Origin of the sequence: Kitasatospora phosalacinea (assembly GCF_000716545.1) — a bacterium.
In the GTDB taxonomy this organism is placed as follows: Bacteria; Actinomycetota; Actinomycetes; order Streptomycetales; family Streptomycetaceae; genus Kitasatospora; species Kitasatospora phosalacinea.
The window spans coordinates 14,832-40,621 of record NZ_JNWZ01000062.1 but is presented as its reverse complement, the minus strand read 5'-3'; the positions used below and the strand labels follow the sequence as shown (position 1 = coordinate 40,621).

Below are 25,790 nucleotides of genomic sequence, written 5' to 3'. Positions count from 1 at the left end.
CAAGATTAGGGCTTTCCCCTGACAGGTCCGAAAAGCCCCTTTCGGGGGGCCTGTCCCCGCATGTTGAACACGTTCAAATACAGGTCTAGAGTCCTTCCCGCGACACCGTGTGCCACTTCCGGCACCCGCGTCACGAGGGGTTCCCCATGTCCGACATCGCCGTCGTCCCGGCCGGTTCCGCCACCGCCGGGCCGGATTCCGCGCCCACCCCCGACACCGCCCCGGTCCGCCGCCGGATCCGGCGCTGGCTGTGGCTGTTCATCGCCTGCCTGGTCCTCAGCGGCCTGACCGCCTTCCCCCTGCAGACCGAGACCTCCCTGCTGGCCCGCCTGCTCGACGCCACCGGACTGGACACCGCGCTGCCCGCCCTCGACGCCTGGGTCGACCGCGTCCGCCGGGGCGTCTCCGACGGCTACGGCACCTACCCCTTCCTCGCCTACGGCACCGACTGGCTCGCCTTCGCCCACCTGGTGATCGCCGCCGCCTTCTGGGGCCCGCTGCGCGACCCGGTCCGCAACGTCTGGGTGATCCGCTGGGCCATGCTCGCCTGCGGCGGCGTCATCCCGCTCGCCCTGGTCTGCGGCCCGCTGCGCGGCATACCCCTGTTCTGGCAATTCATCGACATGTCGTTCGGCGTCGTCGGCATCGTCCCGCTGCTGGTCGTCCACCGCCTGGTCCGCGCCCTGGAGTGGCAGCAGGCCGTCACCGCCCACCACGACTTCGCCCGCGCCACCCCCTGCCCCTGAACCGCTCAGGCCCCCGCGCCGCGGCCCGGCCCCCGGCGGCGAGGCGCCGGTACGCGTCCTCGTCCTCGACCGCGGCCGGGTCCGGCGCGGCCCGGGCCCGGAGTCCGGTCATCCCGGGGCGCCGGGCGCGGTCAGTCGCAGGTCGCCGTCCCAGGACTCGCAGCGGACGGTGCCGCCCGGGAAGTCGAGTTCGAGGGCGGTGCGGCCGGTGTCCGGGGCGTACTCCTGGCGGGTGGCGAGGACGGGCCGGCCGAGGTGCGGGGTGAAGGGGGTCCCGTGCGGGGCGGCGCGGACGTCGAGGCGGCCCCACTCGCCCAGGTCGACGTCGGCGTGCGGCTGCTCGTCGGCGACGATCAGGCACCAGTCGCTGCCGGTGCCGACGAAGGTGCAGCCGCCGTGGTCGTCGCGCAGCCACACCACCACGGGTTCGGCCGCGCGCTCGCCCTCGTGGCTGTACCAGGACGCGACCACGCCGGTGAGCCGGCGGCCGACCAGGGCGGCGAGGTCGGGGCCGGGGCCGTGCGCGGGGCACATGGGGGGCGCGGAGGGCGCGGTCACCAGCGCATCCGGACGTCCTCGGCCCAGCCCAGCAGCCCGTGCACCGTGACGCGCAGGCCGTCGTCGGTGCGGATCGAGCCCCGGTAGCGGCCGAAGCACTGGTCGGTGCGGTTGGCGATCAGGCCGGCCTCGGTGCGGGTGCGGCGGTCGTGGAAGGGGGTGAAGACCAGGTCGACCCGGTCGCTGCCGGGGGTGGTGATCCGCCAGGGGGCGAGCGGGTCGGCGGGGTCGTGGCGCCAGTCGAGCTCGGTGCCGATCTTGGTGAGCCGGCCGTCCACGCACAGCGCGTTCTCGGTGCTGCCGGTGCCCTCCGTCCACTGCCCGCCGAACTGCAGGCCGACCGTGTGCCCGTCGGTGCGACCGGACGCGGCGCCCCAGTTCCAGCCGAGCGAACGCGGCCAGCGCCCCCGGCCGTGGTCGAGCACGCCCCAGGCGTCCCCGTCCTCGCCGAACCCGTACGTGCGGTCGCCGAGGCGGACGGTGCCGGTGGCGGGGCGGGCGGTGTGCTTGGAGGTGTACTGGAAGCGCTCGGCGTCCCAGGGGACGACCACCGACAGGGTCTCGTGGCCGTCCGGCAGCGCGACCAGCAGGTCGGCCTCCAGCGGGCGCAGGTCGGCGGTGAGGGCGCGGGCGCGCAGCCGGGTGCCGCCGGGCTCGTGGCCGATCGAGATCCGGACCTGGCGGCGGTGGGGGCGCTCGGGGCCGACGGTGAGGTCCGCGCCGTGCGGGCCGCCGGAGCCGGCGATGCCCTCGGGGAAGGCGGTGCGGCGGGTCGGCAGGCCGGGGGCGATCGCGGTGCGCTCGTGCTCCTCCAGGACGCCGTGCTCGTCCCAGGAGAGGAAGTACGCGGTGTCGAGGGTGAGGAAGTCCAGGTCGCTGACGGTGAGCGCGAGCAGGTGGGTGGGCGTGGTCACGCACCAGTACTCCCAGCGCTTGGTGCGCCCCCAGCCGCGCAGGTTGCTCCGGTGCAGCGGGGTGCGCGACCAGCCGACGGCGCCGCGGTCCAGCCGCCCGTCGGGACGGCACAGGTCGGCGGGGGCGGTGATCTCTCGCTCGTGGGTCGCCATCCGCGCACCCTACTGCCGCGACTCGCGCGGAGGCCACGGTGCCCGGTTCGTCCGCGCGGGGACGGACCCCCGGGACGGGCCGCTCCCCCGGGGCCGGAGAGCACGGCGGGCCGTTCCTCCCCGCAGGGACGAACGGCCCGCCCGGGAACGGCGGCGGCTACTTCGCGGCAGCGCCCTCGGCGACGGCGTCCTGCGCCGTGCCGTCCTTCGGCCCGGCCTGGCCCGCGCCGCCGCCGGTGACCGCGCGGCGGACGCCCGGGATGGCGAGGGTGACCAGGGCGGCCGCGACGGCCGCGCCGGCGCCGATGAGGAAGGCGGTGCGGAAGCCGCTCTCCGACGGCAGGGGGTGGCCGTGGTAGTCGGTGGTCATGTGGGCCAGCACCACGCCGATGACGGCGGAGGAGCTGGAGGTGCCGATGGAGCGCATCAGCGTGTTGAGGCCGTTGGCGGCGGCGGTCTCGGAGACCGGGACGGCGCCCATGATCAGGGCGGGCATGGCCGCGTAGGCGAACGCGATGCCGCCGCTGATCAGGCAGGAGAAGAGCAGCACGCCCCAGGCGTGGCCCATCAGGGCGAGCGCGGAGAGGTAGCCGCCGGTGATGATGACGGCGCCGACCAGCAGCGAGACCTTGGGGCCCTTGGCCCGGGAGAGCTTGGCGGAGATCGGCGAGAGCAGCATCATGACCACGCCGGCGGGGGCCATCCACAGGCCGGCGGCGACCATCGACTGGCCGAGGCCGTAGCCGGTCTCGGTGGGCATCTGCAGCAGCTGCGGGGAGACCAGGCTCATCGCGTACATCGCGAAGCCGATCACCACGGAGGCCAGGTTGGTCATCAGCACCTGGCGGCGGGCGCTGGTGCGCAGGTCGACCAGCGGCTGCCGGGTGCGCAGCTCCCACCAGCCCCAGACCGGGAGGACCACGACGGCGACGGCCAGCGTGCCCAGGGTGGTGCCGGAGCCCCAGCCCCAGTCGCTGCCCTTGGAGATGGTGAGCAGCAGGGCGACCAGGCCGATGGTGAGCCCGATCGCGCCGACCACGTCGAAGCGGCCGCCGGAGCGCACCGGGGACTCGGGGACGAGGAGGAACACGGCGACGGCGATCGCCGCGCCGAGCACGGCGGAGATCCAGAACAGCGCGTGCCAGCTGGTGTTCTGGGCGATGACGGCGGACAGCGGCAGGCCGAACGCGCCGCCGATGCCGAGCGAGGAGCTCATCAGCGCCATCGAGGAGCCGAGCTTCTGCGGCGGCAGCTCGTCCCGCATGATGCTGATGCCGAGCGGGATGACGCCGGCGCCGATGCCCTGGAGCGCGCGGCCGACCACCATCGGGGCGAGCGAGCTGCTGAAGCCGCAGATCAGCGAGCCGATGACGAGCATGGTGAGGCTGGCGAGCAGGATCCGGCGCTTGCCGTACATGTCGCCGAGTCGGCCGAGCACCGGGGTGGCGACGGCACCGGCCAGCAGGGTGGCGGTGATCGCCCAGGACGCGTTGGCGGCCGTGGTGTGGAGCAGGTTCGGCAGGTCCGGGATCAGCGGGACGACCAGGGTCTGCATCAGCGAGACCACGATGCCCGCGCCGGCGAGCACTCCGACGACGGGTCCGGTGCGTGCCTGACTCATGGGGTACTTCCATCTCTTCGACTGGCTCTTCGGCTTGATATGCATGATGCACACAATGTGTACCATACATATGGCACCCTCGCGGGATATGCTGCCGAAAAGTGACGCAAGGGACGGAGGAGCATGCGGCGCGACAAGGAACTCGCCCTGATCGAACGGGAAATGATGCTGCTCGCCCGTCACCAGGTGCTCGCCACCGCACGCACCAACGGCGGCCCCGACGCGCTGGAGCGCAGCGCGTACACCCTGCTCAGCCGGATCGAGACCGAGGGCCCGCTGACCATCGGCCAACTCGCCGAGGCCTTCGGGCTGGACACCTCCACCGTCAACCGGCAGACCGCCGCGATGCTCCGGGCCGGCCTGGTCGACCGCATCCCGGACCCGGACGGCGGAGTGGCCCGCAAGCTGCGGATCACCGAGGAGGGCCTGCGCCGGCTGCGCCAGGACCGCGACTGGTCGATCCAGGGCCTGTCCCGGGTGGTCACCGACTGGACGGCCGAGGACCTGGCCGGCTTCGCCGAGGTGCTGGAGCGCTTCAACCGCGACATCGAACGGATCCAGGGCCGCCCCTGGCCGCGCGGCTGACCGCGACCCGCCCCCCTTCCCCGCCCGCCGCCCGCCCGCCGCCCGGCCCGCCCGTCAACCCCCCGGCGCCGGCCGCTCCCCCCGGCGGGCGTTGCGCCGAGCGGGTGGCCCTCGCGCCGCCCGCCCGCGACCTGACGGGTAAAACCCGCCGCCCGGGCCGCCACCGCCGCACCGGCCGAAACGATCAGGCCCTACGATCACCCCCAGGAGCGGACCCCGGGCCCGGACCGGCCCGCGCACGGAAGGGCGGACGAGGAAGAAGTGGCCGACGCGGTGATCGATCTCAATGCGGACCTCGGCGAGGGCTTCGGACGCTGGAGCCTGACCGACGACGAGGCGCTGCTCTCCGTGGTCACCAGCGCCAACGTCGCCTGCGGCTTCCACGCCGGCGACCCGTCCACGATGCGCCGGGTCTGCTCGCTGGCCGCCGAGCGCGGGGTGCGGATCGGCGCCCAGGTCTCCTACCGCGACCTGGCCGGGTTCGGCCGCCGCGCCATGGACGTCCCGCCGGACGAGCTGGCCGACGAGATCGCCTACCAGATCGGCGCGCTCCAGGTGTTCGCCCGCGCGGCCGGCTCCCGGGTCTCCTACGTCAAGCCGCACGGCGCCCTCTACAACCGGGTGGTGGACGACGGCGAGCAGGCGGAGGCGGTGGTCTCCGGCGTGCTGCGGGCCGGCGCGGTCTGCGACGGGCCGCTGCCGCTGCTCGGCCTGCCCGGCTCCCGGCTGCTGGAGGTGGCCGAGGGCGTCGGGCTGCCCGTGGTCACCGAGGCGTTCGCCGACCGCGCCTACACCCGGGTCGGCACCCTCGTCCCGCGCCGCGAGCCGGACGCCGTCGTGCACGACCCCGAGGCGGTGATCGCCCGCGCCGTCGGCATCGCCCGCGACGCCACCGTCACCGCCGTCGGCGGCGAGCCCATCACCGTCCGGGCCCGCTCCCTCTGCGTCCACGGCGACACCCCCGGCGCCGCCCAACTCGCCTGGCGGGTACGGGGCGCGCTGGCCTCCGCGGGCGTCCGCGTCGAGGCCTTCACCTGAGCCTCCCGACGCCCCGCCACGCCCCCGCGAGCGTGGCCCCCGCCGAAACCCCCGCCGAAACCCCACGCCGCAGGCCACACAGCCTCTAGCCACATAGCCTATGAACTGGTGTTTTCCAGATCTCCCCTGAGGATTGGCGGCACTGCGAGCCGCACGACCCGGTGTGCGACACGGTCGAGTCGGCCGCGAACGAGGTACCGCCTGGAGCCGCACCCTCCCGGCCGTGGTCAACGCGCTCTCGGCCCGGCTGGTCGCGGAGGAGCGCCGCGACGGTGCGAGACGGGCGGTGGTGGCCTGGCCGGTCGAAGGCCCCCACCCGCTTCCGGTTGACGCCTCAGCCCAGGTACCGCACCGCCACCTCCTCGCTATGCGGTGCCAGCAGGGCGCGCAACTCCTCGGCGGGCTCGGCGAGTTCGGCGCCGTCCATGGTCTCCAGGACGAACAGGACATCCGTAGCGCGCTCGGTGACGCGGGTGCGGTGGGCGTCGCGGTGGTTCCAGTGCCGGGTGAGGACGCCCGCCGCGTCGGTGTAGACCACCTCGCCGGGCTTGGGGTGCTCGACGGTGTCGGGTTCGCCGAGCGGGGTGAACCGTTCGGTGCCGTCGGCGAAGCGGATCTCGACGGGACCGTCGACCGCGGCCAGGTCGAACGCCCCGGCGGGGGTGGCGTGCCGGACGGAGACCGCGTTGTAGGAGTCGACGGCGGGGTTGATCCGGGGCAGCGCGCCCTGCTTGGCGAGGCGGCGGCCGAGTGCGTCCACGCTGGGGCGGACGCGGCGCGGGTTGGTGCCGAAGGCCCGGTAGGCGGTGTGCCAGGCGGCGATCCGCGGGTCGTGCTCGTCGGCGGGGTGCCAGCTGCCGTCGGCGAGTTCGGCCTCCAGGCAGGCGAGCGCGGCCTCGGTGGCGGGCCACGGCCCGGTGGCGCCGCGGACGCCGCGGGCGGTGAGGACGGCGATCCGGGCGGCGGGGAAGGCCGCGGCGACGGCGGGGTGCAGGTGCAGGTCGGTCACGGGAGGGGAGGTCCTTTCGGGCGGGGGTGTCAGGCCAGGGCCAGCAGGCCGACCGCGAGGGCGGCCGCGCCGAGGCCGGCCACCTGGCCCCGGTGGATGCGTTCGGCGAGGACGGTGCGGGCCAGCAGCACCGTGCCGGTCGGGTAGAGCGCGGTGACCACCGCGACCACGGCCAGGTCTCCGCTGCGCGCGGCCAGCAGGAACAGCACCCCGGCCAGCGAGTCGAGCGCCCCGGCGGTGGCCGCCAGGCCGTACGCGGGGCGCTCGGCGCCGAGTCGGCGGCGCCACAGCAGGACGGCGGTCAGGGTCAGGACGGAGGTGACGGCGCGGCCGACGATCAGCGGGGCGACCCCGCTGCCGGACGGCGCCTGGTGCAGGCAGACCAGCTGGACGGCGATCGCGGCGCCCGCGCCGAGCGCCAGCAGCAGCGCACGACGGCTCGCCCGCACCCGGCCGCCACCACCACCGTCACCGCCCTCGCCGCCACCCGGCCCCGCGCTCACCAGCACCACCGCGGCCAGCGCCAGCGGCAGCCCCAGCAGTCCGGCGGCGCCCAGCCGCTCACCCTGCAGCAGGCCGACGGCGACCGGCAGCATCGCCGAGACCAGCGCCGTCACCGGCGAGAGCACGTTCATCGGGCCGATCGCCAGCGTCCGGTACAGCAGGGCGAAGGCCGCGGCCGAGGCCGCCCCGGAGGCCGCGCCCCAGCCGACCGCCCCGGGCTCGAAGCGGGCGCCGAGCAGCGGCCAGAGCAGCAGTTCGACGGCCAGGCTGGCGGGCGCGGCGACCAGCACGGTGCGCAGCACGTGCGCGCGGCGGGCGCCGAGGCCGCCGAGGAAGTCGGCGCAGCCGTAGGCGAGTGAGCTGCCGAGGGCGAGCAGCAGGGCGATCATGGCACTTCCCGGGTGGTGAGGCGGAACAACTCGGACGGTACAACAGAGTGAACGCATCAGGCCAACATAATGATCGCCGCGCGCATTCCCTGCCCGCCCGAACCCCCGGAAACCGCTTGCCCCGCCCTCCCCCACGGTGCTCTGCTCGCCCGGTGACCGACCTCCGCCTGCGCACCGACCGGCTCGCCCTGCGCCGCCTCACCCCCGCCGACCTGCCCGCCGTCACCGCCCTGTGCGGCGACCCGGAGGTGATGCGGTACATCGACGACGGCCGCCCCGTCCCGCCGTCCCGGGTCGCGGACGAGCTGCTGCCGGCCCTGCTGCGCGAGTACGCCGAACTGCCGGAGGGGCTGGGCTGCTGGGCGCTGGAGGCCGACGGCCGCTTCCTGGGCTGGGCGGCGCTGCGCCCGCCCGCCTCCGTCGGCCTGGAGGGGACGGACGGCCTGGAGCTGGGCTACCGCCTGCTGCCCGCCGCCCGGGGCCGGGGGTACGCGACCGAGGCGGCGGCCGCGCTGGTCCGCGCCGCGTTCGAGGAGCTGGGGGCCGAACGGGTCGCGGCCACCACGATGGCGGTCAACACCGCCTCCCGCCGCGTCCTGGAGCGGGCCGGCCTGCGCCTCGTGCGGACGTTCTTCGCCGACTGGCCGGACCCGCTCCCGGGCAGCGAGCACGGCGACGTGGTCTACGCGCTGACCCGCGCCGAGCGGGCCGCCGCCACGCCCTGACGCCTGCCGGGGACACCCGCCCGGGACACCTGCCGGGGCGCCCCGGCGGGTGTCGGCACGGAAAGGTCCGGTTTCCCACTAATTGCACCTTTGCGATCTTCAGTACATCCGGACGCCTTATCATCTGCCCGCACCGGACCGCGCCCCGGCCGCCGGACCACCCACGAGCGAACAGGAAACCGCCATGCTGAGCCTCCGAGAGATATCCGCGGCGGGTGTCCGGTGATCGACTGGTTCCACGCCGCCGTGCTCGGCCTGGTGCAGGGTCTGACCGAGTTCCTGCCGGTCTCCTCCAGCGCGCACCTGCGGGTGTTCTCGGCCCTGGCCGGCTGGGACGACCCGGGCGCGGCGTTCACGGCCGTGACCCAGCTGGGCACCGAGTCCGCGGTCCTGATCTACTTCCGCCGCGACATCGGCGCGATCATCAGGGCCTGGACGCTGTCGCTGTTCCGGGCCGAGTGGCGCGGCGACCAGAACGCGAAGCTCGGCTGGTACGTGATCATCGGCACGCTGCCGATCGGCATCCTCGGCAAGCTGTTCCAGGACACCATCGAGACCACCCTGCGCGACCTGCGGCTGATCGGCACCACGCTGATCCTGTTCGGCGTGATCCTGGCGATCGCCGACCGCTCCCGCGCCGTCCGCAACGCCCGGCCGATCAGCTCGCTGAACTTCAAGCACGCGCTGGTCTACGGCTGCGCCCAGTCCCTGGCGCTGATCCCGGGCGTCTCCCGCTCCGGCGGCACGATCAGCGCGGGCCTGTTCCTCGGCTACAGCCGGGAGGCGGCCGCCCGCTACTCCTTCCTGCTGGCCATCCCCGCCGTGCTGGCCTCCGGCGGTCTCGAACTGCTGAAGATCGGCGACGGCCCGGCCCCCGCCTGGGGCCCGACGATCCTGGCCACCCTGATCGCCTTCGCCGTCGGCTACGCGGCCATCGCCTGGTTCCTGAAGTACATCTCGCACAACAGCTTCACGCCGTTCGTGGTCTACCGGATCCTGCTCGGCATCACCATCATCGCCCTGGTCACGATGGGCACCCTCGACCCGAACGCGGGCGCCGCGCACTGATCCGCCCCGACCGCCGCCCCGACGGGGACGGGCCGCCGCACCCCCGGCCGCCCGTCCCCGTCGCCGTCCGGAGGTAGGCATCGAGATCACCGCGGTCGGGGTCGAGCAGGTCGCGGACCGCGGATCGCGGGTCGCGGCGAGCCGCGGGTGCCCGAAGGATCCGTCAGCCATGCGGCCGAACGCATGCGGGGCCGAGGCCCGACGGCCACCGCTCCCGCGCGGGCGGCGACGCGCACCGGTCGGACGGCGGCGCCGACACACCGGCCTCGGAGATCATTGCCATTCGATCTGATGTGCGATGAGATCCCTTGCCATGACGCTCACTTGGAAGCTGGTCGTGGACAGCACCGACGCCCCCGCACTCGCCGAGTTCTGGGCCGCCGCCCTCGGCTACGAGATCGAGGACCCGACCGCCCTGATCGACACGCTGCTCGCCGCCGGCCGCCTCCCCGCCGCGGCCGTGGTCGAACGGGACGGCCGCAAGCTGTTCCGCGGCTACTCGGCCGTCCGCCACCCCGAGGACCCGTACGAGCAGGCCAGCGGCATCGGCAAGGGCCGCCGGATCCTGTTCCAGGACGTCCCCGAGTCCAAGCAGGGCAAGAACCGGCTGCACATCGACGTCCACTCCGACGGCCAACTCGACGCCGTGGTCGACAGGTTGGAGAAGCTCGGGGCCACCCGCGTCGAGGAGCAGGACCAGGGGCCGGTCGGACACTGGTGGGTGATGCGCGACCCCGAGGGCAACGAGTTCTGCGTCGCCTGACCGGGCCCCGACCGTCGGTCCCGTCCGGCGGTCCCGTCCGGCGGCCCCGGCAGCCTCAGCCCGGGCCGGCCACCAGCCGGTCGCCCAGCGGGGTGCGGTGGTAGAGCACCCGGCGGCCCACCCGGGTGCGCTCCACCAGGCCGGTGTCGCGCAGGATCGCCAGGTGGCCGCCGACCGTGCCCACCGACTGGGCCAGCAGCAGGGCGAGTTCGCTGGTGGTGGCGGGCGTCTCCAGGTTCCGCAGGATCTGCGCCCGCCCGCCGCCGAGCAGCCGGGCCAGCGCCCGGCCGTCCCCCGCCGGGCGGGCGCCGGCCCCGCCCTCCCCCGTACCGCGCGCCGGGTACACCATCGCGAACGGGCGCCCCGGCGCCTCGCACAGCCAGGAGCTGCGCTGCGCCGTGACCGGGACGAACAGCATCCCGTCCGGCCCGACCAGCCGGTCCCGGCCCGGCCGGTCGCTGAACCGGATCGCGTCCGCCCCGACCCACGCGCTGGTGCGGCTCATCAGGTGCAGGGCCCGCGGCCAGCCGTGCGCGGCCAGCAACCCGGCCCGGTGGGTGACGTCGCGCCGCAGGGCGGCCCGCCGGGCCGGCCAGTCCGCGGCCAGGTGCGCGTCCCAGACCGCCCGGAACAGCTCGGCCGCGCGGGCGCCGTGGCCGCGCCCGGTGAGCCAGTCCAGCCGCTGCCCCGCCCGGGCGTGGGCCTGCGCGACGCGCAGCCCCGCCACCGCCACCTCGTCCGGGACTCCGGCCACCTCGGCGAGTTCGGACTCCAGCTCGGTCTCCATGCCGCCGCCCGGCGGCAGCGTCAGGTGGTCCGGCAGGTACGCGGTCGCCGCGATCAGCTCCACCAGCCCCCGCGCGTACCCGTCCTCCGCCAGCCGGGCCAGGAACGCCGGACGGTGCTCCTCCCGCCAGGCCGCGGCCCACGGCTCGGTGTACGGCCGGGCGAGCTGGACGATCGCCGCCAGCGTCTCGGCGAACGGCGACAGCGCGAACCTGGACCGCGACAGCGCGAGCGAGTCCAGCCGCAGCACGACCACGGCGCCCCCTCTCCTCGGTGGCCTTTCGGCGGACGGCGAAACGATAGAGGCCCGGGCCCGCCGCCTCCCACACTCTGCGGGTGCTTCCACCACTCCTTCACCACCCCGGCTTCCGCCGCTTCCTGCTGGGCCGGACGATCTCCCTGCTGGGCAGCGCGACGGCCCCGGTCGCGCTGGCCTTCGCCGTCCTCGACGCCACCCCCGGCTGGGCCGCCCGGTCAGGGGCCGCCCACCGGGCGTCGCTCGTCCGATCGGATGGTGGCTCGCGGGAGCGGGTGACGCCCGGGCCGTCTGCCACTCGACTGGCGGACAGCCGGGCCGTGTGCGAACGGGTAGCGTTCGGCCAGGCCGTTCCGGCCCCGTCCTCGTCTCACCGCCCGGATGGAGACTGCATGTCCCGGACACCGTGCCCCACGCCCCGCACGATCACCGGCAGAACCGCCCGGTGGTCGGCCGCCGCGCTGTTCGTCCCCCTCCTCGTGGCCTGCGGTGGTGGCGGTGGTGATCCGGGGTCCGGGGCGGCGTCCTCGGCCACGCGGTCCGGTGGCGACCTCGGGGACTCGCCGCCGGCGGAGGGCTCGGGGACGCAGCCGGACGACGACCGGACCGGGGCCGGCGGGAACCCGGGCGGGTTCAACGCGGCCGGTCAGGTCTCGGCGAACGCCAGCGGGACGTGGAGCCTCGCCCGGATCGACCTGTCGAGTCCGCGGGAGGAGACCTTCACGGCCACCATCAGCCAGGTCACCGACTGCACCGGCGGCAAGGAGTCCGCGCCCGCCAGCCCGACCAGCCAGGAGATCAGGGTGATCGACGGCAACACGCCCGAGACCGCCCAGTTCACCCTCGCCGGGCCGAGGCCACCGGCCGGGAGCAAGCGCACGATCTGCGTCACCGTCACCGTCGACGGCGCCAGCAATCGGGTCACCGCAGGCGGAACGGTCGACGTCCCCGAGAGCGCCCCCGCCGACGGCGGCACCGGTGGACCGAGCAGCGGCCCCGCTGGCGGCGGTACGCCCGGCAGTGGGGCGCCCAGTAGTGGGACGCCCGACAGCGGTACACCCGACGGCGGGGCGTCCGAGCAGCCCGTCCCCCTCGCCGAGTCCGCGAGCCCCCGCTGAGCACTACCGGCGAGCGCCCGTCCGGCGACGGCCCGTCCGACGAGCCGGAACCGCCCGGACCGGAGCAGCCACCCGGCCCGCCGCAGCCGGAAGGGCGCTCGTGGCGCAGTTGGATCGGCCTGATCGCCTCCTGGATCGCGCCGACCACCTTCGTCACCGCCCTGCTGTTCTTCTTCGGCTACGCCTACACCGACTCCTTCTACAGCTATTTCGGCGTGGACTCCGCCACGATCGGCTTCTCCAGCCAGGACCTCCTGCTCCGCAGCTCGGCCGCGCTCTACCTCCCGGTCGGCGTCCTGCTGTGCGGCGCCCTGCTGGTCGCGGTCGCCTACCACCTGGCCACCCGGACCGTCCGCAGCGGCGCGGAGGGGCGCCGGGCCGTCCACCGGGTCTGCCAGGTCGTCGCACTGCTGGCCGTCCCGCTCGCGGTGCTCGGGTTCCTCGCCGGCTTCGAGGTCATCGACGCGGGCCCCACGGGCACCCCGCTGCTGCTGGGCGGTGCGCTGCTGCTGGTGGTGCTGGCGAGGCTGCTGGCCGTACGGACGACCGGCGCCGCCTACCCGCTGACCGGGGAGCGGGCGGCGCTCGGCATCAGCGTGGCGCTGATCGTGCTCTGCTCGTTCTGGACCGCGGGCGGCGTCGCCCACCAGAAGGGCCACGGTGACGCCGAGCGGCTCACCCGCAACCTCGCGCTGCGCCCGGCGGTGGTCCTCGACACCACCGAGCGCCTCTACCTGCAGTGGGCCGGCGTGGCCGAGCGGGCGCTGCCGGACGCCGGCGCGGGGCAGAAGTTCCGCTACCGCTACCGGGGGCTTCGGCTGCTGGCCCAGGCGAACGACCGGATGTTCCTGATCCCGCGCGACTGGACGTGGGAGGAGGGCAACGTGCTGATCGTTCCGGTGGACGCCAACGTCCGGATCGTCTTCCATCCGGGCTGACCCGCGGTCGACCGCGCCCCGGTCCACGAGCCGCCGGCCGATGCCCCGCGCCGACGCGGCGGTGCCGCGGCTCGTCCCCCGACGCAACCGCGCGGCGTCCGACCGCTCAACAGGCCCGGCACCGCCAGGAGGGCTGGTCGGCCCCGGAAGACCTGCCTCGTCGTCGACGACCGCCGGTCACGTGATCGGCCGGGCAGCTCCTAGGCGGACCTGCGGCGGCGCACCACCAGGACGATCAGCGCGGCCAGGACGGCGGCGCCCGCGAGGCTGCCGAGCACGACGGCGGTGGTGCCGGTGCCGTCCTCGCCGTCCTTCGGGGCCTCGGCGACGGCGGAGACGGAGGGGACGCCGGACGGGCTCGCCGGCGCGCTCGCGCTCACGGACGCGCTCACGGACGCGGACGCACTGGCGGACGCGCTCACGGACGCACTCGCACTCGCGCCGGGCGCCGCGAGCGGGGTCGCGCCGGGGGCGGCCGGGCGCAGGGCGAGGGTGGGAGCGGGGTGCTGCGGCTCGGTGTCGCCCTGGGGGAGCTCGATCCAGCGGTCGGTGTGGCCGTCGGAGTAGTCGACCAGGGTTTTGAAGACCAGCGAGGCGGCGTCGGGCAGCTGCCGGACCCTGACCTTCCAGTCGGCGGCCGCGCCGGGGGCGAGGGCCGGGCCGGCCACCGCGTAGCCGTCGGCGGTGGGGGTGAGCGCCCAGCCGGCGGGGGCCTCGACCAGGGTGACGTCGGCGGGGGCGAGCCCGGTGGGCAGCACCACCTTGACGTCGGTGATGCCCGCCGTGGAGGACTCGCCCTCGGCGGAGAAGGCCACCTGGGCGTCGACCGCGAGCGCCTGCGCGGTCGACGACTCGACCTCGACGTGCGCGGCGGCGGTGCCGGCCGTGCCGAGCAGCAGGCCCAGCGCGAGGGCGGCGGGGACGGCGGACCGGCGGGTCACTCGCGGGTGTCGCTGCATGGCGGCACCCTACCGGTCGCGCGCCGTCAGACGGCCGCGCACGGCGGCGTGCACCTCGGCTTCCTCGGCCGGGTCGGCGGCGAGCCGGCGCAGCCGTTCGAGGACGCGGACGTCGCCGGTGGTGGTGACGTGGGTGGCGGCCAGCTCGCGGGTGGACTCCTCGCAGTCCCACAGGCACTCGACGGCGGGGCCGGCCCCGAAGTTGGGGTCGGTGACGGCGAGCGCCTGGGCGGCGCGGCCGCGCAGCTCGGAGGAGGCGGCCTCGCCGTAGACGTGCCGCAGGGCGGGGACGGCGGCAATGGCGTGCAGCCGGCCGACGCCGTCGACCAGGCTGCCGAGGGCGGCGCCGGTGACGCCGTTCAGCGAGATCCACTGGTGCAGTCCGGCGACGACCAGCGGGGCGTCGCCGGGCTCGCCGGCGTCCGCCAGCAGGCGGACGGCGGCTTGGGCGAGGGCGCTGTCCGCGCCGCCGGTCGCCGGGTCGGCCCAGCGGCGGGCGTGCGCGAGCGCCTCGGGACCTCGCATCCGGCCGAGCAGTTCCAGCGAGGCGCGGACCACCCGGTGGTCCAGGTCGGCGGCGGCGGCCTCGATCAGGCCGGCGGCGGCCGGGTCGCGCTGTTCGACGAGGTGCCGGAGCGCGGCGCAGCGGGCGCCGGCCGGACCGTGCGCGGCGGCGTCGTGCAGCAGCGACACGTCCTCGGGGCGGACGACGGCGGTGAGGCAGCGGGCGGCCGCGGCGGCGCGGCGGGCCAGCGCGTCGGGTGCGGCGCTGTCGCCCTGGTCGGCCCAGGCCAGCACGTCGGCGGTGGACCAGCCGGGGGTGACGCCGGGACGGGCCAGCTGGCGCTGCCACAGGTCGAACGGCGACTGCTCGGCGGCGGCGGCGACCCGCGGGTGGTGGGCGGCCCACAGCCGCCACACCCGCGGCTCGTACGCGGCGCGGACGGCTTCGCGCAGTTCGGCGTCGCCCTCCGGGTCGGCCGGGAAGCGGGCGAGGACGGCGGGGGCGAGGGTGAGCAGGGACTCGTCGGTGTCGCGCAGGGCGAGTTCGTCGAGGGCCCAGGCCCAGTTGGTTCCGGTGGTGGTGTAGGCGCGCAGCAGGTCGAGGGCGTCGCGGCGGCCGTAGCCGGCGAGGTGGCCCAGTACGGCGAGGGCGAGGCCGGTGCGGGCCTCGTCGGTGTCGAGGCTGTCCTCGGGCGAGTGCAGGTGGAGCTCGATGCCGGCGAGGGGGGCTTCGAGCTCCATGTAGAGCCGCGCGTAGTACAAGGAGCGGTTCTCGACCTGCCAGTCGGCGCGGGGGTCGTTGGTGACGCAGGTCTCGACGGCGGCGATCGCCTCGTCGCGGTCTGCGGCCAACGCATGCAGCTGCCCGTCTCCGCGGCCTCTCTGGAGGAGGCCGAGTAGGCTGGCGCTGGGCGCTATCACTGGCTCGAACATGAGGTCAGCATCCGTTGCGGCGGTCGTCGTGGCAACGGGATTTCCGTCGCCGGGGTCGGTTGGCACAGCTCAGGCGCCCGGGCGCCGGAATCACCGAAGGTTACCGCCTGGGTGACCGGTCTGCACACAGGGCAACGGATTTCCGCAGCGTGACGGTACCGGACCGGGTCCGTCCGTACCGGATCGACCCCTTCCGCAACGGATCGTGCGTTCGGGTACGAATCGGATCGGCCCGCAGCCGGGAAAGGCCGCGGGCCGGCGCCGGGTCAGATCGTCCGGGTCAGATCGTCCGGGGGCTCCTGGGGGCGGGCAGCGCGGCGTGGATCTGCTCGCGGAGTTCGGCCACCGCGGGGAGCCCCTGGTAGCGGGTGGAGAGCCGGTACATCTCGCGCAGCCGGTCCCAGGTGCGCTTGGACGAGGTGTCGTTGATCGAGGCCAGGGCGAGCTTGGCCTGCACCTGGGCCTCGTCGGGCTCGCCGGAGATCCAGTGGATGGACGCCAGGGTGATCCGGTCGAGCAGCGCGGAGCGCTCCCGGCCGGTCTCCTGGCGCAGCCGGATCGCGGTCCGGGCGTGCCGCACCGCGAGCGGGACGGCGCCGGGGTCGTGCTCGGCCAGGGTGCGGTAGACCAGGGCCTGCATGCCGTGCAGTTCGGCCTCGTTGAACAGCTGCATCCAGCTGGGCGGGGGTTCGACGGCGTCCTCGACGAACAGTTCCTCGGCCTCGCCGAGCACCCGGCGGGTGGCCTCGGAGCGGCCGAGCGAGGCGTGCGCCCAGGCTTCGACGGTGTGCAGCATGGCCCGGGTGCGCGGCTGGGTGCCGTCGCCGGGACCGGCGCTGGCGTTGGCGAGCTGCATGAGTTCGAGCGCGTCGTCGGCCCGGCCGAGGTGGAGCATCTGGCGGGCGGCGCGGGAGATCGCCTCACCGGCCCGGGGGCGGTCGCCGGCCTCCCGGGCGGCCTGCGCGGCGATCACGAAGTAGCGCTGCGCGGTGGGTTCGAGCCCCACGTCGTGGGACATCCAGCCGGCCAGCACGGCGAGGTTGGCGGCGACCGTCCACAGCCGGCGCTCCAGCGCGGCCGGGTGGCCGTGGGTGAGCAGGCCGCCGACCTCGTTGAGCTGGCCGACCACGGCCTTGCGCTGGAGCCCGCCGCCGCGCGAGGCGTCCCAGGCCCGGAACACCTCGACGGCGCGTTCCAGGGCGGCGACCTCCTCGTCGCCGACCGGCCCCGGCTCGTAGACGTCGAGGACGGGGCGGGGCCCGGCCTGGGTGACGACGTGGCGGGGGCCCGGCCGGCCGGCCGCCTCGGCGACGGCGCCGCCGGTGAGCCAGTCGTGCAGGTTGTCGGCGATGACCGCGCCCGCCGCGAGGGCGGCGGAGGCGCCGACCAGTCCGCGTCTGTTCAGCATGAGGTCCATTCCCGTGAACTCGGTGAGGACCGCGGCCGTCCGATCCGGTGCCCAGGGCTCCTTCGGCGGTGCTGCGCTGCTGCCGGACCTGGTGGGCCGGTGTCGTTCGAGACCAAGGTCCTCGGTGGTGACGACACGGCCGAGCCGCTCCGTGAACACGGCGGCCAGCACCCTCGGCACCGGGTCGCGCGGGATCTCGCCCTGCTCGATCCAGCGCCGGACCCGGGAGGTGTCGGTGGACAGCTGCTGCTCGCCCATCGCGGCACCCCGCCGGTTGACCAGCCGGGCCAGTTCGCCCTTCGACCATCCGGTCAGGGCGAAGTGGTCGGCCAGTCTGGTGTTCGGCCCCTTGCTCAACTGAAGCCCCCAGGATCCTCGGCTGGTCACCGACCCTAATGGCTCTGTCACTTGCCAGGCGACCATTCGCCAGGGTTCGCCAGGGTGCGCTACGTGGTGTGCCAGTGCCGTCCGGGTGTCAGGTAGGTATGCGCCACCCCGGCTTCGCACCGGAACGGCCCCCGACCGGCCCGGACCTGGTTCCGAAGGCACGTCGGACGGCCGTCCGGGAGCAGCGTTCCGGGGGGTGGCGCGACCGGGTGGCGCGGGGGCGCCGGGCAGGGCGCGGTGGGTACGGGACGGACGCACTCCCCAGGGTGCGGGCGGTTCCGGCGCACCGCGGACCGTGCCCGGCGCCCGCGCCCCACCCGGCGGCCCGACCCCCGCGGACCCGGGCCCCAGCAGCTCGCGGCTGCGCCGCTTTCCCGCTTTGCCGCCGGTCAAGGAAGGACCCTCACCAGCCCATGTACTCCACAGCCAGCACCGGTACCCGTTCGTCGTCCCCGACCGGGGTGGACGGCGCGACCGTACGCCAGTCACGCTCCCCCCTGCGCCCCCCGACCGCCGGTGCGGGCCGGCCCGCGCCGCGCGGCGCCGAGCTGCGCGACCCGCGCGGGCGCACCACCCTGGTGACCCGGCCGCTGACCGACCAGGCCGGGCGGCTGGGCCGGCCCGCCGCGGGCCGGGCCCCGGAGGCGTTCGTGGACCGGGTGGACCCGGCCGCGCTGCAGACCCCGGCGGTGCGGGCGGTGCTCGCCAACGTCGCGCGGATATGTCCGGCGTTCCTGCCGCGGCAGGTGCTGCGCGAGGGCAGCCGGCACATCCTGATCGCGGGCACCATCGGCCGGGCCCCGGTGGTGGCGAAGTGCCTGGCGCCGGCGGCGCTGCGCGGGGAGCGGGCGGAGCAGCTGGTGGAACGCTTCCACCACGAGGTGGCGGTGTACCGGGCGTTCGTGCGGCACCGTCCGCCGGTGCGGCTGCCGCGGCTGGTGGCGGCCGACCACGACCGCTGCGTGCTGGTGCTGGAGCGGGTGCCGGGCCGGCCGGCGGCCCGCGAGCGGCACCCGGCGAACGCGCCGACGCCGGGCGAGGTGCGCGCGGTGCTGGGCGCGGTGCGCACGCTGAACCTGTGGCGCCCGCCGACGGACGTGTTCGGCAAGCCGATGGACTACCAGATCGAGATCGCCCGGTTCCACTCGCTGGGCCTGCTGACCGACCGGGACGCGGGCGACCTGCGCGGTCTGCTGCACGGCCTCTCCTCGGTGCCGTGGCAGCTCAACCACGGCGACGCGCTGCTGGGCAACGTGCTGCTGGCCCCGTCCGGCCCGGTCCTGCTGGACTGGGAGCAGGCCGGCTGGTACCTGCCCGGCTACGACCTGGCGGTGCTGTGGAGCGTGCTGTCCGGGGACACCGCGGCGCGCCGCCAGATCAGCCAACTCGCCCAGTCCGGCGGCACGCTGGCCCGGGACGCGTTCCTGGTGAACCTGGTGCTGGTGCTGATGCGGGAGCTGCGGCTGCACGACGTCCCGGGCGCGGGCGAGGAGCAGCGGATCATGATCCGCCGGCTGTACGACGACGCGGCGCTGGCCCGCCGCGCGGTCCGCGCGGCGGTCGGCACCCGCTGAGGCCCGGCCGTCGAGCCTCCGCCTCGGGCCTCAGCCGCCCAGCAGGGCTTCGCCGAGGGCGTCCAGCACGGCGTCCTCGGCGGGCAGTTGGGCCCGCAGGCTGAGCGTGTCGCGCAGGTGGCGCTCCAGCGGGTGGCGGCGGTCGAGCCCGGCGCTGCCGGTGAGCGTGAGGGCCCGCTGCACGGTGTCGCCCGCGGTGCGGGCGGCGAGCAGTTGGACGGCGGGGGCCCGGGTGGCGGCGGCCGGGTCGGCGTCGGTGCGGGCGGCGAGGCCGTGGACGAGTTCCTCGGCACCGGTGAGCGCGGCGTCGAGCTCGCCGAGCGGCCGGCGGTGGGCGGCGGCGCTGTCCCGCAGCCGCCCGGCGGCCCAGTCGAGCGCGGCCCGGGCGGTGCCCAGCAGGACGGCGGCGAGGGCGAGTTGGTGCCAGGCCACGGCGACCGGGTCGGGGGCGGGCGTAGCGCCCCTGGGCAGCAGGACGGCGTCGGTGCCGATCCGGACGTCCTCCAGCAGGACGTCGTGGCCGGCGGCGGCGCGCAGGCCGAGCTGGTCGGCGGCGGGGTCGATCTCCAGTCCGGGGCTGTCGGCGCGGACCAGGAACAGCCCGGTGCGCGGCCGGGCCTCGGCGGTGCGGGCCTCGACGACCAGCCAGGCGAGCGCTTCGGCGCCGGGGCAGTAGGGGGCGCGGCCGCCGAGCCGCCAGGCGTTGCCCTGCCAGTGGGCGGTGACGCCGGGCGGGCGCCCGGCGGGCGCGCGCAGGGTGCCGACCAGGGCGGGGCCGCGGCGGGACTCGGTGAGCAGCCGCCGGTAGAGCGCGGCCGGCCAGGGCGCGGTGCGGGCCTGTTCGGCGTGGTGCAGCAGGGTGTGCGCGGCGAGCAGGGCGACGGAGGCGTCGCCGCGGCCGAGCCTGGCCAGCACCCGTACGGTGTCGGCGAGTCCGGCGCCCGGTCCGCCGTGCCGGTGGCCGACGGTGAGGGTGAGCAGTCCGGCTTCGTGGACGGTTTCGACGCCCTGGTAGGGGAAGGTGCCGTCGCGGTCGTGTTCGGCGGCGCGGGCGGCCAGCAGGTCGATCACCCGGGGCAGCCGGGCGAGGGCGCGCTCGACGGCGCCGTCCGCGTCCTCGGCGGTCGCGGCCGTGGCGGCGGGGGTGGGGACGGTCGGCTGCGCTGCGGTGCGGGTCATGGCGATGGCCTCCGGGCGGGCGGCGTGGGTGTCTGGCGTCCGTGACTTGGGGGTGTCAGGGAGCCGGACAGGCCGCGCCGGCGGTGCGCCGGAGGTCCACGTGCAGGCGTCGGGTCAGCAGCAGCGGCCGGGGCATCTCGCTAGCCCTGCTGGAACATCTCCGCCGGAAGCGGCTTCAGGAGCTGGTAGAGATCGTCCGAAATCGGCCGGTCCCAGGAGGCGATGGTGACCTGGACGCCGTCGCTGCGGCCGAACTGCGAGCAGTAGAGCCGCTCTTCGGTGACCTTGACCTTGCGGACGATCAGCAGGTCGTCCCCGAGCATGACCGGGAAGTCCTCCGCCGAGACGAAGTCGACCTGCTCCTCGTTCTCCAGCGAGGCGAGCAGCTGGCGGGCCTCCAGGGGCACGCCGTCCTCGCTCTCGCGGGCGGGCGACTCCTGCGGGACGTTCCCGATCAGCATGGCCGGGCCGCGGCCGCCGAGCAGGTCGTACTGCAGGAAGATGCCCTGGCAGGAACCGTCCTGACCAGCCAGGATCATGGCACCGAAGTCGCCGGGCCAGTCGCCCGGATCCATGGCCAGTACGTCGAAGTCCGGGCCCGCGGGCTGTCCGGAGCGACGGCGGAGAAATGACATGGGCCCATCGTACGTGCCCGGTGGGCGGGGGCCGGTGATCGGGTCCGCGATCAGGCCGAGATCTACGCTCAGGGACCAATGTTGACTCTGAGCAACCGTCCGGGCTACGTTCGGTTCAGCACGACGGCCGCTCCGGGGCGAGATCCACAGGGGGCGGTCTGTCGCAGCGTGCCTTGCGCGCATTCCCTCACTGCGCACGCGGTCGTGTGAACTCCGAGCACCATTTGCTGATTCAATGGTCCTTAGACTGTTCCTGGAGCCTGCGGGTGATTCCGGCCGGCTCCGGGCTGTCGAGGCGCCGTCGGGATCGGCGAACCCGAATACAGCCACATAACACCCAGAGCCAGGTTCGCGGGGCCCTCAGCCGTCGCGTTCGCGAACCTTGCCCGGATCACCGCCGCGTGGGGGCGTGCGGAATCCGGGCTCCGGCCCACCCGGGGAGTAGCTCTTCCCGGTCGGGCCACTCCCGCTGCGACGGCTGCCGCACTCCTTGTGCGGCACGGGAGGGAGAGCCCGTCATCGGCGCCGTTGACGGGCAGCAGAAGCGGGCGCCGTGCCTATACCGCGTGGGGGCGGTAGGCACGGCGTCTGCCTGCTCTTACTGTGCTGGCAGGCTTGTCGACCAGTCAACAAGATTCGGCCCATCAGAACTCTTTTGTAACCTCGGCGTATGCCCGTCCGTCACCTGCGCGCGGGCTCGGGGCCCCGGCGGCCGCCGCGCGGATCCGCCGGTCCCGGGCCGTGGCCTCCCGGTGAACGCCGGGCGAACCGGCCCTCCCTCCGGGGGCGCGGGTCGGCCGGTTCCGGTGCTTCCGGGCCGTCGGCTACTGCGGCGGCTGGTTCTTCAGGTCGAACTCGCCGTCCCGGGCGCCCAGGACGAAGGCCCGCCACTCGGCGGGGGTGAAGATCAGCGACGGGCCGTCCGGCTCCGCGCCGTTGCGCATCGCGATGTACCCGTCGACGAAGGCGATCTGCACGCCCTGCTCGTCGCCGGGGGCGTGCTGCCACTCGGCCCCGCTCACGTCCAGCTCGATCTTGCGCCGCTCGTTCGCCGCCTGGGCCGCCTCTGCCGGCGTCATCCGCACGTCCTCCCGCTCGGGCCCCCGCCGGGGGCCTGCTCCGATGGTCGGGCCCCAGCCTAGCCAGCCGGAGCCGCCCGGTCCGGCCGTTGCTCCCCGCCCGGCCCGCGGGGCGGGCGACTGCGCCGTTCCGGCCGTCCGGCGGCGACACCTGTGCTAAGGGCGGCGTTCCGGACGGCGGGCGGGTGAGGATGGGGTGACGAGCAGTCAGCCACGCACCCGGGAGCAGCCGATGGACCAGCGGGACGGCAGCCGCGCCGACGTCATCCCGATCACCACCGCGTCCTCGGCCCCGCCGGTGGGCGCCGCGACGGGCACCGTGACCGCGCCCGTGCCGTCCGTGCCGCGCCCCTCCCGGCCGGCCGGGCACGGGCGGGTGGGCCTGGTGCTGGTGTCGCAGAGCCAGGAGTTGGCGGACGCGGTGCGGGCGCTGGCGCTGGCGGTGGTGGAGGCGGACGATCCGGCTCCGGTCGTGGCGACCGGCGGCTCGCTCGCGGACGGGCCCGGCAGCAGCGCGGTGCTGGTGGCGGCGGCGGCCCGCCGGGTCGACCAGGGCCACGGCGTGGCGGTGCTGTGCGACCTGGACGGTCCGGTGCGCACGGTGCTGACGGTGCTGGCGGCGGCCGAGGAGCACGGCCTGCCCTTCCCGACCCGGTTCGCGGACGCCCCGTTCGTGGAGGGCGCGGTGGCCGCGGTGGCGACCGCGACCGCGGGCGGCGACCTGGCGGCGGTGCTGGACGCGGCGGAGGAGAGCGCGCGTCGGCCGAAGCGCTGACCCTCCTCTCCCCCGCCCGTCGGACGAGATGTGTCCGATGGGTTGGTTTGGTCGCGACTGTGCGGGTTTCGTGTACGCCGGGCCCCGGGGCGGCGCTAGAGTCGGCCGCACCGGCCCGGCGGGGGGATTCCCCGGGCCCGAAGCGAGGGGTGGTGCGCGTCGATGCGCGTGGTCGTCACGGGCGGGGCGGGGTTCATCGGGGCCAATCTGGCCAGGGAGCTGGTCTCCCGTCCGGAGGTGGCGGAGGTCCGGGTGGTGGACGACCTGTCCACCGGCAGCAAGGCCAACCTGGCGGGCCTCGACGTCACCTTCTTCGAGGGCAGCGTCCTCGACGCCGCCCTGCTGGACGCGGCGTTCACCGGCGCCGACGCGGTGGTGCACCTGGCGGCGCTGCCGTCGGTGCCGCGCTCGATCACCGCCCCGCTGGCCAGCCACCGGGTGAACGCCACCGGCACCCTGGAGGTGCTGGAGGCGGCCCGCCGGGCGGGCGGCCTGTACGTCGCGGCGGCGTCCTCCTCCTCGGTGTACGGCGCCAACCGGGAGCTGCCCAAGCGCGAGTCGATGCGACCGGTGCCGATGAGCCCGTACGCGGTCTCCAAGCTGGCCGCCGAGTCCTACCTCGGCGCGTACCACCACTGCTACGGCCTGGGCGTGCTGCCGCTGCGCTTCTTCAACGTCTTCGGGCCGCTGCAGGCCGCCGGGCACGCGTACGCGGCGGTGGTCCCGGCGTTCCTGGACGCGGCGCTGGCCGGCCGGCCGGTGACGGTGCACGGGGACGGGCTGCAGAGCCGCGACTTCACCTACGTCGGCACGGTCACCCAGGTGCTCGTCGAGGCGGTGCTGCGCCGGGTGGTCTCCGCGGATCCGGTGAACCTGGCCTTCGGGACGCGCACCTCGCTGCTGGAGCTGCTCGACCTGATGGGCGGGGTGCTGGGCTCCCCGGTCGCCGCCGAGCACGTCGACCCGCGACCGGGTGACGTGCGGGACTCGCAGGCCGACAACGCGCGGCTGCGCGAGCTGTTCCCGGACGTCGTGCCCGTCCCGCTGGAGGAGGGCCTGCGACGCACCGCGGGCTGGTTCCGGACGCTGTGAACCGGGGGCGGGGGCGCGCGCCGGGCGCGCGCCACCGCTCCGCTAACGCCCCGTCAGCTCGAAGTGCGCCGCGTCCTTTCCGGCCAGGGCGTGGGAGATGTGGTCGCGGGCGCGGTCGTCCAGCTCGGGCAGCGCGTCCGGGTGGAACCAGCCGACCTCCAGCGACTCGTCGTCGTTGACCCGGGCCTCGCCGGAGAGCGGGCGGCAGCGGAAGACCAGGTCGAGGTACTGGCTGCGGTCGCCGTTCGGGTACTCGATCACCGGGGTGACGCCGACCGCGACCAGCCGCTCGGGCCGCACCAGCACGCCGGTCTCCTCCAGGCACTCGCGCACCACGGTGTCCGCGGGCTGCTCGCCGGGGTCGATGATGCCGCCGATCAACGCCCACCTGCCGTTGTCGACGCGCCGCCCGAGCAACACCCGCCCGCCGTCGTCCACCACCACCGCCGACACCCCGGACAACCACAGCGGCCGGTGCCCGACCACCTCGCGCAGCTCGGCCAGAAACGCAGGAATTCCCATGCCCCGGAGCCTATGCGCTGCCCGGGCCGGGCGGGACGGGTGGCGGCCGTGCCCTCCGGGCGGGAACGGCGGAGCCGGAGCACTCGTGCGCGGGGGTCAGGGTTTCATCGGGCGGGCGGGGGTGCCGATGACGGTGGTGCCGGGCGGGACGTCGCGGGTGACGGTGGCGGCGGCGCCGACGAAGGCGGCGCGGCCGACGGTGCGGCCCTGGAGGACCACGGCGCCGGAGCCGACCGTGCTGTCGTCCTCCAGGTGGACGGCGCCGGAGACGTTCGCGCCGGGGTAGACGGTGACGCGGGCGCCGAGCCGGCTGTCGTGGCCGACGGTGGCGTTGTAGTGCACCTGGCTGTGCGGGCCGAGCCGGACGCTGCTGGAGACGTGCGCGCCGCCCATCACCAGGCAGCCGGGGGCGAGTTCGGTCTCGGGGGCGATGATCGCCCGGGGGTGCACCAGGGTGACGGGGTGTCCGCCGGCCGCGTCCAGCAGCGCGGCCAGCCGGGCCCGGACCGCCGGGTCGGCGATGCCGATCAAGTAGGGTGCGCCGGCCGGTAGTTCGGCGGGCCTGCGGACGGGCAGCCCGCGCACCCCGCCCCCGGCGAGCCGGTCGTCCAGGAAGCCGGCCACCGTGACGCCCGCGGCGAGCGCCACGTCCAGCGCCTCCCGGCCGACGCCGCCCGCGCCCGCGATCCACACCATGCGCCGTTCTCCGTCCTGCGCCGTTCTCCTGATGGCGGGTCAAAAGTACTCGGCCGGGCGGCCGCGGTCGCCCGCTGCCGCCCGGCCGGGGCGAACCGTCGCGCCCGGTTCAGCCGCGCAGTTCCTCCCGGGCCAGTCGGGGCCCGGCCGCGGCGGCCTGCCGGGGCAGCACGATCCGGGGCGCGGCCGGGGCGGGCGCCTCGGCGTGGGCCGGGACCGGGAAGCCGGGGTTGACGCCGCCGGCGGCGGTGATGCCGGTGGGGCGCAGCAGCGTCCTCACGGTGAGGGCGAGGATGCGCAGGTCGAGCGCCAGGCTGCGGTGCTCGATGTACCAGAGGTCGAGTTCGATGCGTTCGGGCCAGGTGATGGAGTTGCGGCCGCGGACCTGGGCCCAGCCGGTGAGGCCGGGGCGCAGGGCGAGGCGGCCGCGCTGGCGGTCGGAGTAGTGGGCGACCTGCTCGGGCAGGGTGGGGCGCGGGCCGATGACGCCCATGTCGCCGCGGACGACGTTCCACAGTTGCGGGAGTTCGTCCAGGCTGGTCTTGCGCAGCAGCGCGCCGAGGCGGGTGATGCGCGGGGCGTCGGGTTCGTCCTCGTAGTGCTTGTCGCGCATGGTGCGGAACTTGAGGATGCGGAACTCCTGGCCGTGCCGGCCGGAGCGGGTCTGTCGGAAGATCACCGGTCCGCCCATGGTGGCGCGGATCAGGAGGGCGATCAGCAGGCCGAGCGGGACGGCGATGATCCCGGCCAGCGCGGTGACCGCGAGGTCCCCCCCTCGCTTCATATCTCCCCCAACTGGTTTGGTGCGTTGTGGTGTTGTGGACGCGCTTCGGGCTGCTCGGCGCGGGCGGCGGTGTGGTCCTGGTTCCGGACGCG

The 25,790-nt window shown here is 75.4% G+C and carries 27 protein-coding genes; 11 read left to right on the top strand and 16 right to left on the bottom strand.

The window, feature by feature from the left end; all coding sequences use genetic code 11:
* Window positions 1–146: 146 nt before the first annotated feature.
* Window positions 147–746, top strand: a complete 600-nt coding sequence (locus tag OO48_RS26495) for a hypothetical protein (protein ID WP_081952401.1) — start codon at window positions 147–149, stop codon at window positions 744–746.
* Window positions 747–854: 108 nt separating this feature from the next.
* On the opposite strand, the gene OO48_RS26490 is transcribed toward OO48_RS26495, so the two are convergent.
* From OO48_RS26490 to OO48_RS26480, 3 genes are all read right to left on the bottom strand, one after another.
* A complete protein-coding gene (locus OO48_RS26490; RefSeq protein ID WP_106970419.1) occupies window positions 855–1,304 on the bottom strand; it encodes a hypothetical protein in 450 nt (149 codons plus the stop codon).
* Window positions 1,301–2,371 carry a DUF2804 domain-containing protein gene (locus tag OO48_RS26485; protein ID WP_033220640.1) on the bottom strand — a complete coding sequence of 357 codons (1,071 nt, stop codon included), beginning with the start codon at window positions 2,369–2,371 and terminating at the stop codon, window positions 1,301–1,303. Before OO48_RS26485 ends, OO48_RS26490 begins: the two co-directional genes overlap by 4 nt.
* Before the next feature lie 157 nt (window positions 2,372–2,528).
* Window positions 2,529–3,992: an MFS transporter gene (locus OO48_RS26480; RefSeq protein WP_167346482.1), complete on the bottom strand. Its 1,464-nt coding sequence runs from the start codon at window positions 3,990–3,992 to the stop codon at window positions 2,529–2,531.
* 123 nt (window positions 3,993–4,115) lie between these two features.
* On the opposite strand from OO48_RS26480, the gene OO48_RS26475 reads away from it, so the two are divergent.
* Entirely contained in the window at window positions 4,116–4,577 is a 462-nt protein-coding gene (locus tag OO48_RS26475) for a MarR family winged helix-turn-helix transcriptional regulator (RefSeq protein WP_033220638.1), read from the top strand.
* A gap of 273 nt (window positions 4,578–4,850) precedes the next feature.
* Window positions 4,851–5,615, top strand: a complete 765-nt coding sequence (locus tag OO48_RS26470) for a LamB/YcsF family protein (protein ID WP_033220654.1) — start codon at window positions 4,851–4,853, stop codon at window positions 5,613–5,615.
* A 334-nt stretch (window positions 5,616–5,949) separates the two neighbouring features.
* Here OO48_RS26470 and OO48_RS26465 read toward each other — a convergent pair whose 3' ends face one another.
* Entirely contained in the window at window positions 5,950–6,624 is a 675-nt protein-coding gene (locus OO48_RS26465) for a B3/B4 domain-containing protein (RefSeq protein ID WP_033220636.1), read from the bottom strand.
* A gap of 29 nt (window positions 6,625–6,653) precedes the next feature.
* Window positions 6,654–7,517 carry an EamA family transporter gene (locus OO48_RS26460; protein WP_033220634.1) on the bottom strand — a complete coding sequence of 288 codons (864 nt, stop codon included), beginning with the start codon at window positions 7,515–7,517 and terminating at the stop codon, window positions 6,654–6,656.
* Window positions 7,518–7,669: 152 nt separating this feature from the next.
* On the opposite strand from OO48_RS26460, the gene OO48_RS26455 reads away from it, so the two are divergent.
* The 3 genes from OO48_RS26455 to OO48_RS26445 all read left to right on the top strand — a co-directional run bounded on the left by OO48_RS26455 (window position 7,670) and on the right by OO48_RS26445 (window position 10,073).
* Window positions 7,670–8,242 (top strand): GNAT family N-acetyltransferase, encoded by a 573-nt coding sequence (locus tag OO48_RS26455; RefSeq protein WP_033220632.1) that lies wholly within the window; start codon window positions 7,670–7,672, stop codon window positions 8,240–8,242.
* A 225-nt stretch (window positions 8,243–8,467) separates the two neighbouring features.
* Complete coding sequence (locus tag OO48_RS26450; RefSeq protein ID WP_033220653.1) at window positions 8,468–9,310, top strand: undecaprenyl-diphosphate phosphatase; 843 nt, start codon at window positions 8,468–8,470, stop codon at window positions 9,308–9,310.
* Between the two features lie 313 nt (window positions 9,311–9,623).
* Window positions 9,624–10,073 (top strand): VOC family protein, encoded by a 450-nt coding sequence (locus tag OO48_RS26445; protein ID WP_033220631.1) that lies wholly within the window; start codon window positions 9,624–9,626, stop codon window positions 10,071–10,073.
* 55 nt (window positions 10,074–10,128) lie between these two features.
* On the opposite strand, the gene OO48_RS26440 is transcribed toward OO48_RS26445, so the two are convergent.
* Window positions 10,129–11,115, bottom strand: coding sequence for an ArsR/SmtB family transcription factor (locus tag OO48_RS26440; protein ID WP_033220629.1), 987 nt, complete (start codon window positions 11,113–11,115; stop codon window positions 10,129–10,131).
* A 392-nt stretch (window positions 11,116–11,507) separates the two neighbouring features.
* Between OO48_RS26440 and OO48_RS38570 the strand changes: the two genes are divergently transcribed.
* Both OO48_RS38570 and OO48_RS26430 read left to right on the top strand, forming a co-directional pair.
* Entirely contained in the window at window positions 11,508–12,233 is a 726-nt protein-coding gene (locus tag OO48_RS38570; protein WP_033220627.1) for a hypothetical protein, read from the top strand.
* A gap of 215 nt (window positions 12,234–12,448) precedes the next feature.
* Window positions 12,449–13,171: a hypothetical protein gene (locus tag OO48_RS26430; protein WP_033220625.1), complete on the top strand. Its 723-nt coding sequence runs from the start codon at window positions 12,449–12,451 to the stop codon at window positions 13,169–13,171.
* Between the two features lie 200 nt (window positions 13,172–13,371).
* Here OO48_RS26430 and OO48_RS26425 read toward each other — a convergent pair whose 3' ends face one another.
* The 3 genes from OO48_RS26425 to OO48_RS26415 form a co-directional block, all read right to left on the bottom strand.
* Complete coding sequence (locus OO48_RS26425) at window positions 13,372–14,130, bottom strand: DUF1775 domain-containing protein (RefSeq protein WP_033220623.1); 759 nt, start codon at window positions 14,128–14,130, stop codon at window positions 13,372–13,374.
* Between the two features lie 9 nt (window positions 14,131–14,139).
* The gene (locus tag OO48_RS26420; RefSeq protein ID WP_033220621.1) at window positions 14,140–15,567 is read right to left on the bottom strand and encodes a hypothetical protein; all 1,428 of its coding nucleotides are present in this window, start codon (window positions 15,565–15,567) and stop codon (window positions 14,140–14,142) included.
* Window positions 15,568–15,847: 280 nt separating this feature from the next.
* Entirely contained in the window at window positions 15,848–17,332 is a 1,485-nt protein-coding gene (locus tag OO48_RS26415) for a DNA-binding protein NsdB (protein WP_033220619.1), read from the bottom strand.
* Window positions 17,333–17,775: 443 nt separating this feature from the next.
* Here OO48_RS26415 and OO48_RS26410 point away from each other — a divergent pair, with 443 nt between their 5' ends.
* The gene (locus OO48_RS26410; protein ID WP_245194813.1) at window positions 17,776–18,936 is read left to right on the top strand and encodes an aminoglycoside phosphotransferase family protein; all 1,161 of its coding nucleotides are present in this window, start codon (window positions 17,776–17,778) and stop codon (window positions 18,934–18,936) included.
* 30 nt (window positions 18,937–18,966) lie between these two features.
* On the opposite strand, the gene OO48_RS26405 is transcribed toward OO48_RS26410, so the two are convergent.
* From OO48_RS26405 to OO48_RS26395, 4 genes are all read right to left on the bottom strand, one after another.
* Entirely contained in the window at window positions 18,967–20,115 is a 1,149-nt protein-coding gene (locus tag OO48_RS26405; RefSeq protein WP_051732839.1) for an acyl-CoA dehydrogenase family protein, read from the bottom strand.
* A 55-nt stretch (window positions 20,116–20,170) separates the two neighbouring features.
* Window positions 20,171–20,251 (bottom strand): putative leader peptide, encoded by an 81-nt coding sequence (locus OO48_RS41070; protein WP_342449664.1) that lies wholly within the window; start codon window positions 20,249–20,251, stop codon window positions 20,171–20,173.
* A 4-nt stretch (window positions 20,252–20,255) separates the two neighbouring features.
* The gene (locus OO48_RS26400) at window positions 20,256–20,750 is read right to left on the bottom strand and encodes a hypothetical protein (RefSeq protein WP_033220617.1); all 495 of its coding nucleotides are present in this window, start codon (window positions 20,748–20,750) and stop codon (window positions 20,256–20,258) included.
* Between the two features lie 824 nt (window positions 20,751–21,574).
* Window positions 21,575–21,829: a DUF397 domain-containing protein gene (locus tag OO48_RS26395; RefSeq protein WP_033220615.1), complete on the bottom strand. Its 255-nt coding sequence runs from the start codon at window positions 21,827–21,829 to the stop codon at window positions 21,575–21,577.
* Between the two features lie 196 nt (window positions 21,830–22,025).
* Here OO48_RS26395 and OO48_RS26390 point away from each other — a divergent pair, with 196 nt between their 5' ends.
* Both OO48_RS26390 and OO48_RS26385 read left to right on the top strand, forming a co-directional pair.
* Window positions 22,026–22,604, top strand: coding sequence for a PTS-dependent dihydroxyacetone kinase phosphotransferase subunit DhaM (locus OO48_RS26390; RefSeq protein WP_342449663.1), 579 nt, complete (start codon window positions 22,026–22,028; stop codon window positions 22,602–22,604).
* A 162-nt stretch (window positions 22,605–22,766) separates the two neighbouring features.
* Entirely contained in the window at window positions 22,767–23,696 is a 930-nt protein-coding gene (locus OO48_RS26385) for an NAD-dependent epimerase/dehydratase family protein (RefSeq protein ID WP_033220614.1), read from the top strand.
* A gap of 42 nt (window positions 23,697–23,738) precedes the next feature.
* Here OO48_RS26385 and OO48_RS26380 read toward each other — a convergent pair whose 3' ends face one another.
* The 3 genes from OO48_RS26380 to OO48_RS26370 all read right to left on the bottom strand — a co-directional run bounded on the left by OO48_RS26380 (window position 23,739) and on the right by OO48_RS26370 (window position 25,698).
* The gene (locus OO48_RS26380; protein WP_033220611.1) at window positions 23,739–24,218 is read right to left on the bottom strand and encodes an NUDIX hydrolase; all 480 of its coding nucleotides are present in this window, start codon (window positions 24,216–24,218) and stop codon (window positions 23,739–23,741) included.
* A gap of 96 nt (window positions 24,219–24,314) precedes the next feature.
* Window positions 24,315–24,914 (bottom strand): NeuD/PglB/VioB family sugar acetyltransferase, encoded by a 600-nt coding sequence (locus OO48_RS26375; RefSeq protein ID WP_033220609.1) that lies wholly within the window; start codon window positions 24,912–24,914, stop codon window positions 24,315–24,317.
* A 109-nt stretch (window positions 24,915–25,023) separates the two neighbouring features.
* Window positions 25,024–25,698, bottom strand: coding sequence for a sugar transferase (locus OO48_RS26370; RefSeq protein WP_033220608.1), 675 nt, complete (start codon window positions 25,696–25,698; stop codon window positions 25,024–25,026).
* Window positions 25,699–25,790 lie beyond the last annotated feature (92 nt).

Excerpts from the sequence above, each read along its gene's own strand:
- OO48_RS26495 (WP_081952401.1), top strand. The coding sequence starts at position 147 with ATGTCCGACATCGCCGTCGTCCCGGCCGGTTCCGCCACCGCCGGGCCG.
- OO48_RS26485 (WP_033220640.1), bottom strand. The coding sequence starts at position 2,371 with ATGGCGACCCACGAGCGAGAGATCACCGCCCCCGCCGACCTGTGCCGT.
- OO48_RS26480 (WP_167346482.1), bottom strand. The coding sequence starts at position 3,992 with ATGAGTCAGGCACGCACCGGACCCGTCGTCGGAGTGCTCGCCGGCGCG.
- OO48_RS26475 (WP_033220638.1), top strand. The coding sequence starts at position 4,116 with ATGCGGCGCGACAAGGAACTCGCCCTGATCGAACGGGAAATGATGCTG.
- OO48_RS26460 (WP_033220634.1), bottom strand. The coding sequence starts at position 7,517 with ATGATCGCCCTGCTGCTCGCCCTCGGCAGCTCACTCGCCTACGGCTGC.
- OO48_RS26445 (WP_033220631.1), top strand. The coding sequence starts at position 9,624 with ATGACGCTCACTTGGAAGCTGGTCGTGGACAGCACCGACGCCCCCGCA.
- OO48_RS38570 (WP_033220627.1), top strand. The coding sequence starts at position 11,508 with ATGTCCCGGACACCGTGCCCCACGCCCCGCACGATCACCGGCAGAACC.
- OO48_RS26425 (WP_033220623.1), bottom strand. The coding sequence starts at position 14,130 with ATGCAGCGACACCCGCGAGTGACCCGCCGGTCCGCCGTCCCCGCCGCC.
- OO48_RS26420 (WP_033220621.1), bottom strand. The coding sequence starts at position 15,567 with ATGTTCGAGCCAGTGATAGCGCCCAGCGCCAGCCTACTCGGCCTCCTC.
- OO48_RS26410 (WP_245194813.1), top strand. The coding sequence starts at position 17,776 with ATGTACTCCACAGCCAGCACCGGTACCCGTTCGTCGTCCCCGACCGGG.
- OO48_RS26405 (WP_051732839.1), bottom strand. The coding sequence starts at position 20,115 with ATGACCCGCACCGCAGCGCAGCCGACCGTCCCCACCCCCGCCGCCACG.
- OO48_RS41070 (WP_342449664.1), bottom strand. The coding sequence starts at position 20,251 with ATGCCCCGGCCGCTGCTGCTGACCCGACGCCTGCACGTGGACCTCCGG.
- OO48_RS26400 (WP_033220617.1), bottom strand. The coding sequence starts at position 20,750 with ATGTCATTTCTCCGCCGTCGCTCCGGACAGCCCGCGGGCCCGGACTTC.
- OO48_RS26395 (WP_033220615.1), bottom strand. The coding sequence starts at position 21,829 with ATGACGCCGGCAGAGGCGGCCCAGGCGGCGAACGAGCGGCGCAAGATC.
- OO48_RS26385 (WP_033220614.1), top strand. The coding sequence starts at position 22,767 with ATGCGCGTGGTCGTCACGGGCGGGGCGGGGTTCATCGGGGCCAATCTG.
- OO48_RS26380 (WP_033220611.1), bottom strand. The coding sequence starts at position 24,218 with ATGGGAATTCCTGCGTTTCTGGCCGAGCTGCGCGAGGTGGTCGGGCAC.
- OO48_RS26375 (WP_033220609.1), bottom strand. The coding sequence starts at position 24,914 with ATGGTGTGGATCGCGGGCGCGGGCGGCGTCGGCCGGGAGGCGCTGGAC.
- OO48_RS26370 (WP_033220608.1), bottom strand. The coding sequence starts at position 25,698 with ATGAAGCGAGGGGGGGACCTCGCGGTCACCGCGCTGGCCGGGATCATC.